Raw genomic sequence first — 15,226 nt, 5'->3', positions numbered from 1 at the left:
CAATTATCGTTTTACCAGAATAAAACTTCAATTGCATTAAACCTTTTTATTTATTTCATATCTTAATGAGGCACAATCTGATAGTAAATTATAAAACAACTAAATCCTGCCAGCTATGAATCGCAACACGCTTTGGTCTCTTCGATTAGGATTTTCAAATCAGCAGGCTGCTGTTATTGAGAAAATGGGTATTTCTAAATTTTTGGATGCTTCTTTCAAAATAAATTTTGATGCCACTGTACCTGATTTTTTAAAAGACAGCCCGAAAACAACTGCCGATTTTAAAGAACGTCGGGAAAAAAGCAAAGATTTAAATACAGAGCAAAAAAGAGAACTTAAAAAGGATTTTCAAAAACAGGAAGGAAATACTTCTATAGAAATGAAATGCTGGTGGATTGATAAAATGATCTCTGGTGATTATCCGCTACAGGAAAAAATGACTGTTTTTTTACACAATCATTTTGTATCTACTTATCAAAAAGTCAAAGTAAACCACTGGATTTTTGAACACAATCAACTGCTTCGTAAACATGCATTCGGGAATTTCAGAGAACTGACTAAAGCTGTTTTAAAAAGCAATGCTATGCTGCGTTATTTAGACAATACCGACAACCGAAAAGGTAAAATCAATGAAAATTTAAGCCGGGAATTGCTGGAACTTTTTACGCTGGGTATTGGGAATTACAGTGAAGAAGATATAAAAAACGGAGCCAAAGCATTAGCAGGATTAAGCACCGCTGACAATGGAGGTGTTTACAGAGACAAACTTTCCAATAGTTCTGAAATCACTTATTTGGGTAAAAAAGGACATTTTAAATCCGATGCTATTGTGGATATCATTTTCGAACAAAAAAACAGCCCTTATCTTTTTACTAAAAAAATCCTGCAATGGTTTATTTATGACAATCCAAGCGAGGAATTAGTGACCTATTATGGAGACTATTTCAGAAAAAAAGACTTTGAAATAAAACCCTTGTTAGAAAAAATTTTTACTGAAGAGTTTGAAAAAAACGCTGCGGGTACAAAAATAAAAAATCCGTTAGAATACAACCTGCAATTACTGTCTGAGTTGCATCTGCAGCCTAAGAACAAACGGCCTGTAGTTGCTTTTTTAAAAAGTCAGGGAATGGATTTATTCAATCAGCCTAATGTAAAAGGCTGGGAAGGCGGAAAATCATGGCTCACATCTCAAATTTATCTGCAACGCAACAATCTGGCTGATTTATATTGCAGCGGAAGAGAGAACTTCAACCAGAAAGCAGTGACCAATATGATGATGACGGACGAAAATAAAATGGAGAACCGTCCTGCTTCCAGAAAAAGGATTATTAATCTCGACTGGGACAAAGGATCAAATAAAACTATCATTAGTGAATTATCCAGCAGACTATTGTTTCAGGTAGATGGTGAAAGCCAAAAAGATTTTGAAAAAATATTAAAATATGATTTTGATTCTAATGCCCCAAATGCAGAACAAGCCGTTTTAAGACTTTTTAATGCCATGGTAAAGGAACCTGAATTTCAATTAATTTAAAAGAAACCTTCTAATTATACCGATTATGAACAGAAGAAATTTTCTATCGCTTACAGGAACATTAACAGGGGGAACCCTGCTGCTTCCTAATTTTTTGTTTTCTTATGGTTCCCAAAAAAACCTGGTTATTGGAGAACAATGTCTGGTTTTTGTACAATTGAATGGAGGAAATGACGGACTGAATACTTTTATACCTTTTGACGATCCATTGTATTATGAGTTACGCCCAAAAATTGCACTTTCAAAAGAGGAGGTTATCTCAAAAACCAAAGGCATGGGATTTCATCCTGCGTTAAAAGGATTTGCCCAGATGCAGCAGAATGGTGATTTATCAGTCATTCAAAATGTAGGATATCCGGAACCGAATCGTTCGCATTTCAGAAGTCAGGAAATCTGGCAAACGGCGTCGGATTCTAACAAATACATTAATGAAGGCTGGCTGGGTCGTTACCTTGATTTGCAGTGTACCACACACACACCTACAGCAGGTATCAATATTGACACCATAGACAACTTATCACTAAAAGGAGACAGTCCAAATTCTATTACAGTAAAAGATCCTAACCGATTTAAGATAAAAAACATCAAAGAAGAAACAGGAATGCTCTCTGAGAATTCTTCGCTGGACTTTGTTCGAAAAGTAGCCAACTCGGTTTTGGAAGGTTCAGAAGAAATTCAGAAAGCCTTAACTAAATCAACAACTGAAACCAACTATCCTAAAACAGCACTGGGTAAAAATCTGGAATGGATTGCCCGATTAGTAAAAGGAAACTTAAATTCAAAAGTGTATTATACCTCTCAGGGTGGTTACGACACTCATGACAATCAATTAGTGATTCAAAAAAACAAATTCCTGGAACTGGATGGTGCCATTTACAGTTTTTATCAGGATTTAAAACAAGCCAATCTGCTAGAAAATGTGACTATCGTTGTTTTTTCCGAATTTGGACGAAGAGTAAAAGACAACGGTAACGGAACCGATCACGGAGCAGCCGCCCCTATGTTTATCATAGGCGGACAGAATCAGGGAAAAGTAATAGGCAACAACCCCAATCTTGCTGATTTATCTCAGGGTGATTTAAAATACCAAATCGATTTCAGATCTGTCTATGCCAGTTTATTAAAAGAAAAAATGCAGTTTGACTATTCTAAAATAGGAATAACAAACCCTGCCTTACAAGGACTGTTTTAGAACATCTGATTGTAAACATATTAACTAAAAAAATATTTATAGCTATAAGTACATCAATTTTATCTATCTGTATTTTTTAATCAGATTCATGCATAGCCCTACTTTTGCAAGTCCAAAAGATACACTATGATTGAAAATAAAACTTTAAAAGGAGTTCTGTTAGTAGCACTAGGAGCCAGCAGTTATGGCATGCTGGCTACATTTGTAAAAATAGCTTATCAGGAAGGATTCACGACCGCAGAAGTGAGTGGTTCACAATTTTCATTAGGGCTTCTGGGTGTCTTTTTTTTAACTCTTCTTCGAAGAATAAAAAATAAACCTTCTGAAATTAAAATAACGTCCCAACAAATTATCAAACTTATTCTGTCCGGAACCTCCATGGGTTTTACCAGTGTGTTCTATTATTTATCCGTCAGATACGTTCCTGTTTCCATTGGTATTGTATTATTAATGCAGACCGTATGGATGGGTGTTTTGACAGAAATGCTTTTAGACAGGAAAAAACCTTCTCTGCAAAAAATAACAGCTGTTATAATTACCCTTACCGGAACGGTTCTGGCAACTAATCTGCTGAGCAGTAATCTTACATTAGACTGGCGCGGTTTCTTCTGGGGAATATTAGCTGCAGCAGCTTTTACAACCACCATGTTTAGTGCTAACCGGATAGCCACTGAAATTTCTTCTCTAAAACGCAGTTTGTTTATGCTCATCGGAGGAACAATAGTTGTACTTATTTTTGCACTTATTACGCAAACCACTCCTTTTAACTTTTCTATTTTTGCTAAATGGGGTATCATTTTAGCACTATTTGGAACCATAATTCCACCATTATTACTCACTAGTGGTTTTCCTCTTACCGGAATTGGATTAGGCAGCATTGTTTCAGCATTAGAATTACCGGTGTCAGTTGCTATAGCCTATTTCTTATTATCCGAAAAAGTAAACGGACTCCAGTGGTTTGGGATATTTTTAATCATAACCGCCATAGTCTTAATGAATGTACGCTTAAAAAAATGAGTCTTTTTTTTCATTATACAAAAAGAAAGCCCTACTAAAATAAGGACTACTTATCAAATAAAGAGGTTTTTAAGAAAACAAAAAATCATATAAAAAAAATATATTTTTGGATAAAGTAATTATTTTTTTTATTAATATTGACACATAATACAATTTCATTTTTAATTTAAAAAAACTATTAGAATTAATTTTCACGTGATGAAAAAGAGTAACCGTAAAGAACTGAATTGGGAGCAAACTGAAAAACTTGTTACCTTAGCCTTAGAGGAAAAAAATCCTTTTGAAATTATAAAAAAAGAGTTTGGATTGGCTGAAAAAGAAGTTCTGGAAATTATGAAAAAAAAGATGCCTCTGGAAAAATATGAAATGTGGAAAAAGAAAGCTACAGCATCGAAACCTAAACCTAAACCTCTTAAAATCGATGATTTTGATGATGAGTTAGACGGAAAGTATTATATCAAAAATAAATTAGACTAATTTTTTAAAAACACTCTTAATCATGAGTGTTTTTTTATATCTTATTTGTCGTTTATATTCAAGACAAAAAACACTTGTAAACCTCCTTTAAAATGAAAAGAATAATACTGATATTAGCATTGACTACAATGCTTTGGAGTTGTAAATCAATCAACAATAAAACAGCAAAAGAACAATTAATTCAGGCCACAATTAATCTCACTGAAGTTAAAAACGACCAGGTATTAGTTACTGTAAATGCGCCGCAAATTACTTCTGAGCAAATTATTTACCGCATTCCCAAAACAGTTCCCGGCACTTATTCTGAAGACAATTACGGGAAATACATTGAAGAGTTAAAAGCTTACGATAAAAAAGGAAGGTTATTAACTGTACAAAAACTGGATGAAAACTCCTGGTCTATCACTAAAGCAACAGCTTTAAGCAAAATTACGTACTTAGTCAACGATACATTTGATATTGAAAAAGGAACCGGTTTTGGAAAAGAAGATGTCTTCTCCCCGGCAGGATCTAACATTGATGCAGGCAAAAATTTCATGATCAATACGCATTGTTTTATTGGCTATTTTGAAGATTTCATGGCTACACCCTACCATCTGACTGTGAATCATCCTGCTGATTTATGGGGAAGTACTTCAATGACAGATTTGGATAACAGCACAACTTCTGATAGTTTTAAAACATCCCGTTATGCTGAGCTTGTAGAAAATCCTATTATGTATTCTAAACCGGATTACACAACTTTCAATGTGGATGGAATGGACATTCAGATTAGCGTTTATTCGCCATCAGGAAAGTATACTGCAGAGAGCATTACTCCTGAAATGAAAACGATGATGACCGCACAAAAACACTTTTTAGGAAAAATTAATGCTACTAAAAAATATTCTGTTCTTTTATATTTATCCAATATGAAAGAAGATGACGCGCACGGTTTTGGTGCCTTAGAACATCCTACTGCAACTACTGTAGTATTGCCTGAAATAATGGAAAAAGAAGAATTAGTCAAATCAATGATGGATGTTGTTTCGCATGAATTTTTTCATATTGTAACTCCATTGACTATTCATTCTAAAGAAATTCAGTTTTTTGATTATAACAATCCTAAAATGTCTGAACATCTGTGGATGTATGAAGGTGTTACCGAATATTTTGCTAATCTTTTCCAAATCAACCAAAATCTGATTCCGGAAGAAGATTTTTACAACAGAATTGCCGAAAAAATTGAAGAATCCAAAGCTTTAAATGACACTATGTCATTTACAAAAATGAGTGCAAATGTATTGGAGCAGCCTTATAAAGATCAATATCTGAATGTATATCAAAAAGGAGCTTTAATAGGAATGTGTATTGATATCATCATCAGAGAAAAAAGCAACGGCGAAAGAGGTATTCTTGATTTAATGCAAAAACTAGCCAATGAATATGGTGTTTCAAAACCATTTAACGACAGTGAATTATTTGATAAAATCACTGCCTTAACTTATCCTGAAGTGGGCGAATTCTTAAAAACGTATGTCGCTGGAACTACACCTATACCTTATGATTTATATTTAGCCAAAGTGGGGTTAACACAAACCACAAAACAGGTTCCTGCTTCGGTTTTTATAAAAGACAAAACAACTCCTTATGTTTTAGTTAACCCAAATAATAATGAAATAAGCGTAATTCCGAACAGCGAACTAAATCCGTTTTTTAATCAGCTGGGATTAAAAGGAGGGGATGTTATCTTAGCAATTAATCAGATTACTTATTCCTATGAAAACATTTATGACATGATTAATGAAAGTGACAAATGGAAAGAAAATGAAGCCATTGAGATAAAAATCAAACGAAATGGAAAAGAACAGTTAATCAAAGGAACAGTTCACTTACCTTATCAGGAGAAACTGCATATTGAAGTTACTGACACATCAAAAAAACAGCTAAAAGAAGCCTGGCTGAAAGGCTAAATACCAACTAAAAAAACTCAAAACTATAATTTAAAAATAGTATAAAAGGATTTCTTTGCTTTTAAACTATTTTCTTTACTTTGCACCAAATAACCAACCCAATGAAAAAAACGATTCTTGCATTAGCAGCTATAGTATGCATCGCTTCATGCAACAAAAAAGAACAAAAAGGAGATTTACACATCACAGGAAATGTAAAAGGATTAAAAGAAGGTACTTTATACATTCAAAAAATAGTAGATACTTCATTAATTGCCATTGACACTATTAAAATTGACGGAAACTCTCATTTTGAAAGTGATGTAGAGTTAAAATCTCCCGAAATGCTGTATTTGTTTTTAGACCGTGGTGTCAGCAATTCATTAGACAACAACCTTATGTTTTTTGCTGAACCGGGAAATATAAATATCGAAACTAATCTGGATGCTTTCCTTTCAGGGGCAAAAATTACCGGCTCAAAAAACCACGACTTGTATGAAGAATACAAGAAAACAAGCGCAAGGTATAAAGATGAAAACTTAACGCTGATTGAGCAAAAATTTAAAGCAATCAAAAGAAAAGACAGTAAAGCTATTGACAGCCTGAGCCAATTACAGGATTTAAATTTAAAACGTAAATATTTATTTGCTATTAACTTTGCCATAAACAATAAAGACTACGAAATTGCTCCTTATATTGGATTAGCTGAAGTCTACGATATTAATATTAAATATTTAGATACTATTCAAAACGCTATGACCCCAAAAGTAGCCCAGTCATTCTACGGTAAAAAACTTACTAACTATATCAATACATTAAAAAAAGCCAATTAATTTCTTTTTTTAAATCAATTAAACTAAAGCATTTCAGGTAATATTTGAAATGCTTTTTTTATTTTTACTCAAAATATCCCCAATATTTATATCTCAAAAAAACAAATAAACAGCCATCTAACCTACTGCCTCATATGTGGAAAACCTTATCTTTTAAGAAACAATTAATTTTAATTCTTTTAATACCTGTTTCCGGACTTATTTATTTTACTATTTCAAACATCAATAACAGTTATCAAAAGTTTTCCCGAATTGATAACAGTATTGAAAACATTGACAAGATTGCTGCATTTTCGGAAGCTATAACACTTATTAATAACGAAAGGACGCTAAATGAATATTCCAGATTTGATCCGGCTAAAAAAGTGGATTTCAAATTAAAAATGGAACAATCTAGTGAATGGTTCTCTAAACTAACTTCTACAGACAGCATTGTTATTACAAGTATTCAGGAGGCCAGAACAATTTTAAACAAAATTCATCAGAATGAAAGTAACAACTCTGTTTCGTCATTACAAACATTTAATGATTATACCAATATCAACAATATCCTGAACAATTTAATCGAAAGAGAAATTGTGAATTGCGAAAATGTAAATCTGGCTAAATCAGCTAATAATTTCAAATCTTATATCGAAACAAAAACAGTAGCTAATCTGATAAGAGCTATTGTATTCCATAAATTAACCCATGACAGTGTTCATTCTGATTTGTATGGCTATTATGATAATATGAGGCAGCTAAACAGAAACACTGATTTTAAGTTAAAAAATTTCAACAATCTCAAAATCAATGATGAAATTATTGATTTTAAAAATTCAACAGTATTTCAATCTTTTTTAAAAAATTCAGAAGCTATTCTCAACAATACAGTCACTGTTACACCCGAAGAATGGTGGAATAAATCAACTGCTGTAAATGAAAAAATTAATGCTATCAAAACTAAAAAGCTAAATCATATCCTTGCATTAGCCCAACAGGAAAAAGATAATACGGTGGATTCTGCCATAATTGCCATAATATGGCTTTCGCTGTTATTAATTACAACTACTATTCTGGTCTATAAATTAATAACAAATACTTCTAAGTCCTTAAAAACAATTGCATTTAAAATTGAAAAAATAGCACTTGGATACACTGATTTTCAACATATTCTTAATGGAAATATTGAATTAGATTCTATTAGAGAATCTTTTAAAAAATTAACCGGTGCTATAAAAGAACAAATTAATCTGGCTACAGAAATAAGTTCAGGACATTTTGGTGAAACCATAAAAGTGAGAAGTGAAGCAGACACATTAAATCAGTCACTAAACACCATGTCGTTAGATTTAAAAAGATTTAACGATGAAGCAGTAGAAAACAGTCTTTTAGAAAAAAATATAATTGATGTAAATAAAACCATTATTGAATCTAAAGACATTCAAAACTTTGGCGATAATTTAAGTAAAGTTTTATGCTCTCAAACCCATGGATGTCAGGCTGTATTTTACACCGTCGATTATCATAATAACAACAATAACTTGCTAAAAACAGGAAGTTATGCTGACAATAATTGCAGTCCAGAAATTATCGCCATAGGAGAAGGCTTAGTAGGTGAAGCAGTTAAATCTAATGAACAAAAATGTTATAATAATCTAAACAAAGAATACTCATACATTGCATCTTCATTAGGCAAAGCTCCTGTGTACAATGTTTTGATTACACCACTTTCGTATAAAAACGCAGTAATTGGTGTTATAGAAATAGGTTCTCTTGAGAATTTCACTCAGAGAGATCAAAAATTATTAACGACCTTAAAAGATTCATTAGGAAGTGCAATCGAGGTGTTCATCAGAAATGAAGAATTAAAAATATCTATCGAAGAAATAAATAATAAAAACAACATTTTACAAGTTCAGGAAGAAGAATTAAGGCAAAATAATGAGGAACTGAACAAGCATACTTTATTGCTGCAACAATCTGAAGAAGAATTAAAAAATCAGGCTGCCGAACTCGAGCAGACTAATGCGTATCTGGAGGAAAAAAGCAGAGAACTTGAAACTAAAAATCATGAGATCGAGAAAAAGAACGATGATCTTATCATAGCACAGGAAGAATTAAATAAAAAATCAGAAGAAATTGCTCAGGCCAGCAAATATAAATCAGAATTTCTGGCCAATATGTCTCATGAATTAAGAACACCATTAAACAGTATTTTAATTCTTTCGGATTTATTAAAAGATAATGTTTCCGGAAACCTGACAAATACACAATTAGAAAATTTATCTGTCATTAATACTTCGGGAAAAGATTTATTAAACTTAATTACTGATATTTTAGACATCTCAAAAATTGAAGCCGGAAAGGTCGAAATCTACCCTGAAAACACTGTTTCTGAGAGGATATTTTCGGATATGGACGGACTTTTCAGAGCACAGATGAATAAAAAAGACATCCGATTTGAAACAAAAATCACGGAGGATTGTCCGAGAGAAATTTATAGTGATGTAGGTAAAATTGAACAAATTCTGAAAAACTTCCTTTCTAATGCATTAAAATTCACTCCAAACGGAGGAACTGTTACAATGACTTTTGATAAGCCTTCTGAAAATCGGGAATTTAACAATCCTAAACTGGCTTCATTAGCTAACAATCAAATTCTTTCTATTGAAGTAAAAGACAATGGTATTGGAATTTCTGAAGAAAATAAGAAAAAGCTATTTCAAAGTTTCCAGCAGGCAGACAGTTCAACCAGCAGAAAATATGGAGGAACCGGTTTAGGTTTATACATTTCCAAACAATTAGCTGATTTACTCGAAGGGGAAGTCTTTTTTGACAGTCAGCTCAATCAGGGAAGCAGTTTTGGTATTCTGATTCCTGTAAAGTATGTGGGAAACAATGACAGTATTACTCCTGTGGTAACTGTTCCCGAAACTGTTTCTACAGAACAAATTGAATCAGAATATCCGAAACCTAATGAGGAATTTGTTGATCTCTCTGCCAATATTCAGGATGATCGCCATAAGGCTGATATCGATGATAAAAGTATTTTAATTATTGAAGACGATCCTTCATTTGCCGAAGTATTACTTCAGGTGGCTCATAATAATGGATTTAAGGCAATTATTGCACATCAGGGAGAAACCGGTTTTCAATATGCCAAAAAATACAATCCGAAAGCTATTATTCTGGACATGAAATTACCTGGAATCGATGGCTGGACAGTTTTAAAATGGCTAAAAGAAGATGCCGAATTAAAACATATTCCGGTTCACGTCATGTCCGGAATGAAAAGAGAAAAATTAGCCAAAGAAATGGGAGCATTTGATTTTCTGGTAAAACCTATTACACCTGAAAAACTAAAAAATGCTTTCCAATCAATTGATGATGAAATAAATAAAGTATTTAAAAAAGTGCTTATTTTAGAAGATGATGAAAAACTAAATTATTCAATCAAACAACTTTTACATGCTAATGATAAAAATACCATTTGTCTGCAGGCTTATTCAAGATCGGAGGCCGAAAATATCCTGAGCAATGTGGAAATTGACTGTGCGATTATAGATTTAGGCTTACCGGATTCGGACAATATAAAAGCCATTTCTGAGTTAAAAAGCAGGTCTAAAAATAAAAACATTAAAATCATCATCAATACAGGAAAAACATTAAGTGATAATGAACAATTAGAACTGGAAAAAAGTGCCGACAGTATTGTGATTAAAACAAACAACGCTACGGAAAGATTAAAAGATGAAATTTTATTGTTTTTAAACAAAATAGAAACTGTAGAAAACACCGATTACAAAACGGCTCCTAATTTATCCGGAGGTGAAATTTTAAAAGACAAGAATATTCTCATTGTGGATGATGACATTCGTAATATCTACGCTTTATCAGCAGCTTTAACCAGTAAAGGAGCCGTAATTACAACCGCTTTTAATGGAATTGAAGCCTTAAATGCACTGGAAGAACATCCTGATTTTGATATTGTTCTAATGGATATTATGATGCCTGAAATGGATGGATTTGAAGCTACCAGAAAAATCAGAGAAAATGGAAAATGGAAAAACTTACCGATCATTGCTTTAACAGCAAAGGCAATGAAAGGAGACCGCGATGAAATCATAAAAGCAGGAGCTTCTGATTATCAATCGAAACCTATTGATATTCAAAAACTCATTTCATTAATCAGTATCTGGATATACAAATGATAACATTAAAAGAACTTGATGAATTGCTTTTCACTATAAAAAAACAATTCGACTATGATTTTTCAGATTATTCTAAAGCTTCAATGCTTAGAAGAATCAATCGTTTTATGGATATTCATGCGATGAAAAATGTTGTTGATTTAAAATTTGAGCTGATCAACAATCCGGCTGTTTTTCAGAATTTTATTAATGAAATTGTGGTAAATGTAAGTGAGTTTTTCAGGGATCCCAGCTTTTTTAAATCCTTACAACAAAAGGTGTTTCCTTATCTTGACAGTTATCCTAAAATAAACATCTGGAGCGCAGGCTGCTCTTTTGGCGAAGAAACCTATTCTTTAAATATTCTTTTAAAAGAAAATAATCTTTATACCAAAACAAGAATTTATGCTACAGACATCAGTAGTAATGCTATAGAACGTTCCCGAAAAGGTATTTATGATAATACAAATTTTAAAGAATATACAAAGAACTACTACGAGTGCGGCGGCAAAGAATCGTTAAATGATTATTTTGTTTCAGATCACAGGCATTCGATGATTCATTCGGAGTTTAAACAAAATATCTTATTTTCTAATCATAATTTAGTTGCAGATGGTGTTTTCAAGGAATGCCAGCTTATACTTTGCCGTAACGTTTTAATTTACTTCAACACCAATTTACAAAATAAAGCTTTAGAATTATTTTATCAGAGCCTCCCTGTTCATGGTTTTTTAGCGATTGGGAAAAAGGAATCGTTACGATTTAGTTCGGTTTATGAAAATTTTAAAGAAATAGATCGTGAAGAAAAAATATATCAGAAAATAAAATGAAACCTAAAGTCATCATAATAGGTGGTTCGGCAGGAGCCTTTAATACTATTTTGTCTATTTTAAATCAATTAGACAAACGTATAAATATTCCTATTGTGATTGTTTTACACCGCTTAAAAAATGCGACCTCTTCTTTTGAATCCATTTTACAAAGAAATACTCATTATACAGTCAAAGAAATTGATGACAAAGAGCCAATGAAAAATGGCATTCTCTATACGGCTCCGGCAGATTATCACGTGTTACTGGAAGAAAATTACAGTTTCTCTCTTGATGTATCCGAACTCGTTAATTTTAGCCGTCCTTCCATAGATGTGACATTCGAATCTTTTTCAACTGTACTACTGGAAAAATGTTGCGGGATATTACTATCCGGTTCCAACCATGACGGAGCTAACGGCTTAAAAATTATGGCCGAAAATAATGGAAAAACTATCATTCAGGATTGTAATGAAGCCGAATTTGCAAACATGCCTCAAGCCGCAAAAACAATTTATAACAAACACAAAGAACTAAATACTAAAAATATCATAAACCTGCTGAACAATGAATGCAACCAATAAACATACACTATTACTAATTGATGACAAACCAGCTAATCTAATAGCTTTAAAAAGCATGCTGGAGAAACCTGAGAGAGAAATAATTACCTGCAACTCCGGTAACGAAGGATTACAGATTTTATTAAAAGAAAAGGTTTCTCTTATTTTAGTAGATGTACAAATGCCTGAAATGGACGGTTATGAATTTGTTGAAATAACGAAACAACATCCCAATACTGCCAACATTCCAACCATATTTGTAACAGCTATCAGCGATGAAGCTAAATATATCAATAAAGCGTATGATTTAGGGGCAATTGATTTTTTATTCAAACCATTAGTAACGGAGATAACGCGTAAAAAAGTTGATTCGTTCCTCAAAATTTGGGATTATGATCAGGAATTGAAAATGTTAAACGAAAAACTGGTCGCTAAAAATGGAGAATTAGAGCAATTTGCCAATATTATTGCTCATGATTTAAAAACACCTTTAAATAATATTAAATCCCTGGTTGAATTTATTGAAGAAGAGCATTTACTGGATCTTAAAGAAGAAGCTACGGACTTATTTGATATGGTAAAATCTTCGGCGATGTCAATGTCTAAACTGATTGATGATTTGCTTCATTATTCTAAAAATGTGGAAAACAATGACGGTAAAGAGACTATTAACATCCTGAGCGAAGTGAATGCTGTCATAAAACTGATTAATCCTAATGGGAATATTAAAATAACTAAAGATAATTTAAATCATACCATTGATTTTCAATCTGTAGCTTTCAAACAAATTATTCAAAACTTAGTCTCCAATGCCATCAAATACAATGATAAAGAAACCACTGAGATAAACATTTCTTTTGATGAAATTCAAAAACACATAGCCATTACAGACAATGGTCCCGGAATTCCTGAAAATCAATCTGAAAAAATATTTCAGATGTTTTATACACTCGGGCAATCTTCAAGGGGTGATTCCGGTACCGGAATGGGATTAAATTTAGTACGGAAATTAGCCGAAAGAAACGAAGTAAAAGTATACCACAATGCCCAATATAAAAATGGATCACAATTTATAATCTCCCATTTAAAGACATCATAATTAAAATAAGTAAAAAAGGAATTACCATCTGGCAATTCCTTTTTTAATATTATCGCTTTAATGAAAAATGCGATTTGAATTCTTTATCAATATTGTTTTCTTTATAATGTATCACAAACCAGTAATCATCAGCCGGCAGTAAATAGCCATTATAACTACCATTCCAGCCGTTAGCATTAGGGCTTATCTGTTTTAAGAACTTTCCGTAGCGATCAAATATATGAATGTAAGCTTGAGGCTGTGAACTTAATTCATTTACATTCCAGGTATCATTAAAACCATCATTATTAGGAGTGAAATATTTAGGGAAGTTTACAACTAATACTCCATCCTTAGTTATGGGAACACTACAGCCCGATTCATCTGTAACGGTTATAGAATGAGTACCTGATGCAACTTGTTCAAAAACAGGATTAGACTGAAATGGTCCATCATCTAACTGATACAGATAATTACCTCCTGCAGCTGTTGCCGAAACAGTAATTTTTTGATTTTCAGCAAAAGCTTCTGTTACGGTCCAGCTAAAATCGATTAAAGTATTTGATGGTATAACAGTAACATTTATAGTTTGCTGTGATGCACACTCATCTGGATCTGGTGTAAAAGTATAAGAATCACTATTAATATCATCAACAATATTAGTAGGACTCCAAGTTCCGCTAACATTATTTGGTGACACATTATTCAAAGGAAATGCACCACTTCCTGAACAAATCGTATAATCTTCAAAACCGGGATTATCTGGATTTACAACGATAGTCATTGTTTGAACATTAATACATTTATTGGTCGGAGTAAATGTATAAGTTCTAGTAGCAGTTTTATCTATTACAGAAGGAGACCAGGTTCCCGGATAACCTTCTAAAGATGTGGCAGGTAAAGTTGGTGCAGGGTCACTGGCACAAATTGGTCCAATTGGATCGAAAGTTGCATCGTAACGAGTTGTACATCTTGTAGTACAACTTGCCGAAAGAGTGCGATTAGCAACACAGGATGGAGCATCTACAGCGGTCACTGTAAATACCACCGTTTGTCCTTCTAATAAACCATTAACTGTATAACTGGTGGGAGTTGTTTGTGTACCTGGAAATGGACCTGTAGCATCTACCGTATAACTATAATCAAATCGAGATTGTCCTACATTCGCAAAATCAAAACTTACTGAATTTGATGTACTCCCTGCACAAAACAGAATAAATTGTTTATTAACATTCACTGTAATAGCTTTCCTTGAACTTTCTACTGTTGCAATAGTCTGAGTTACATAATAAGTGGTGGTTCCTGCCGTAGCGGTAGAAGGTGTTGGAGCAGTTGACGACCCTGTACCACCTGAAGCTGAAGTATACCATAATAAATTTGTACCTCCGGCGGTTAATGGAGCTGCGGTATCTCCAATACAATAATAATACGTTACGTTTCCTGTAGGTTGAGGAGTTTGCGCTAACAATTCAGCATTGAAAAAAAGAGCAAAAAGGCTTACAAAGACAAATAAAAAGTAATTCTTTTTCATTGTACAAATTTTAAATAGATTGAAATTTGGGGGTGAAATCAATTATGAAGTAAATATATAAAAAACAGGGTTTTAATAAAAAATTAAAT

General features: G+C 32.9%; 11 protein-coding genes. 10 read left to right on the top strand and 1 reads right to left on the bottom strand.

Going from position 1 to position 15,226, the window contains the following annotated elements; genetic code table 11:
- Nucleotides 1-115 precede the first annotated feature (115 nt).
- From ABS764_RS08115 to ABS764_RS08070, 10 genes are all read left to right on the top strand, one after another.
- On the top strand, nt 116-1,534 hold the full coding sequence (locus tag ABS764_RS08115) for a DUF1800 domain-containing protein (protein WP_408081290.1): 1,419 nt from the start codon (nt 116-118) through the stop codon (nt 1,532-1,534).
- Between the two features lie 25 nt (nt 1,535-1,559).
- The gene (locus ABS764_RS08110; protein ID WP_408081289.1) at nt 1,560-2,726 is read left to right on the top strand and encodes a DUF1501 domain-containing protein; all 1,167 of its coding nucleotides are present in this window, start codon (nt 1,560-1,562) and stop codon (nt 2,724-2,726) included.
- Nucleotides 2,727-2,852: 126 nt separating this feature from the next.
- Nucleotides 2,853-3,743 (top strand): EamA family transporter, encoded by an 891-nt coding sequence (locus ABS764_RS08105; RefSeq protein ID WP_408081288.1) that lies wholly within the window; start codon nt 2,853-2,855, stop codon nt 3,741-3,743.
- Nucleotides 3,744-3,941: 198 nt separating this feature from the next.
- Nucleotides 3,942-4,220 carry a DUF2805 domain-containing protein gene (locus tag ABS764_RS08100; RefSeq protein WP_408081287.1) on the top strand — a complete coding sequence of 93 codons (279 nt, stop codon included), beginning with the start codon at nt 3,942-3,944 and terminating at the stop codon, nt 4,218-4,220.
- A gap of 92 nt (nt 4,221-4,312) precedes the next feature.
- The gene (locus ABS764_RS08095) at nt 4,313-6,172 is read left to right on the top strand and encodes a M61 family metallopeptidase (protein ID WP_408081286.1); all 1,860 of its coding nucleotides are present in this window, start codon (nt 4,313-4,315) and stop codon (nt 6,170-6,172) included.
- 101 nt (nt 6,173-6,273) lie between these two features.
- Entirely contained in the window at nt 6,274-6,984 is a 711-nt protein-coding gene (locus ABS764_RS08090) for a DUF4369 domain-containing protein (protein WP_408081285.1), read from the top strand.
- 134 nt (nt 6,985-7,118) lie between these two features.
- Nucleotides 7,119-11,177: a response regulator gene (locus tag ABS764_RS08085; protein WP_408081284.1), complete on the top strand. Its 4,059-nt coding sequence runs from the start codon at nt 7,119-7,121 to the stop codon at nt 11,175-11,177.
- Nucleotides 11,174-11,986 carry a CheR family methyltransferase gene (locus ABS764_RS08080; RefSeq protein ID WP_408081283.1) on the top strand — a complete coding sequence of 271 codons (813 nt, stop codon included), beginning with the start codon at nt 11,174-11,176 and terminating at the stop codon, nt 11,984-11,986. The genes ABS764_RS08085 and ABS764_RS08080 overlap by 4 nt, the downstream gene beginning before the upstream one ends.
- On the top strand, nt 11,983-12,549 hold the full coding sequence (locus ABS764_RS08075) for a chemotaxis protein CheB (protein WP_408081282.1): 567 nt from the start codon (nt 11,983-11,985) through the stop codon (nt 12,547-12,549). Before ABS764_RS08080 ends, ABS764_RS08075 begins: the two co-directional genes overlap by 4 nt.
- Nucleotides 12,533-13,627 (top strand): sensor histidine kinase, encoded by a 1,095-nt coding sequence (locus ABS764_RS08070; protein ID WP_408081281.1) that lies wholly within the window; start codon nt 12,533-12,535, stop codon nt 13,625-13,627. The genes ABS764_RS08075 and ABS764_RS08070 overlap by 17 nt, the downstream gene beginning before the upstream one ends.
- Before the next feature lie 49 nt (nt 13,628-13,676).
- On the opposite strand, the gene ABS764_RS08065 is transcribed toward ABS764_RS08070, so the two are convergent.
- Nucleotides 13,677-15,137: a T9SS type B sorting domain-containing protein gene (locus ABS764_RS08065; protein ID WP_408081280.1), complete on the bottom strand. Its 1,461-nt coding sequence runs from the start codon at nt 15,135-15,137 to the stop codon at nt 13,677-13,679.
- Between the last annotated feature and the right edge of the window lie 89 nt (nt 15,138-15,226).

The sequence above is a fragment of the Flavobacterium plantiphilum genome (assembly GCF_046000495.1).
GTDB classification, from domain to species: domain Bacteria; phylum Bacteroidota; class Bacteroidia; order Flavobacteriales; family Flavobacteriaceae; genus Flavobacterium; species Flavobacterium plantiphilum.
This window is presented reverse-complemented; position numbering and strand designations above follow the sequence as displayed.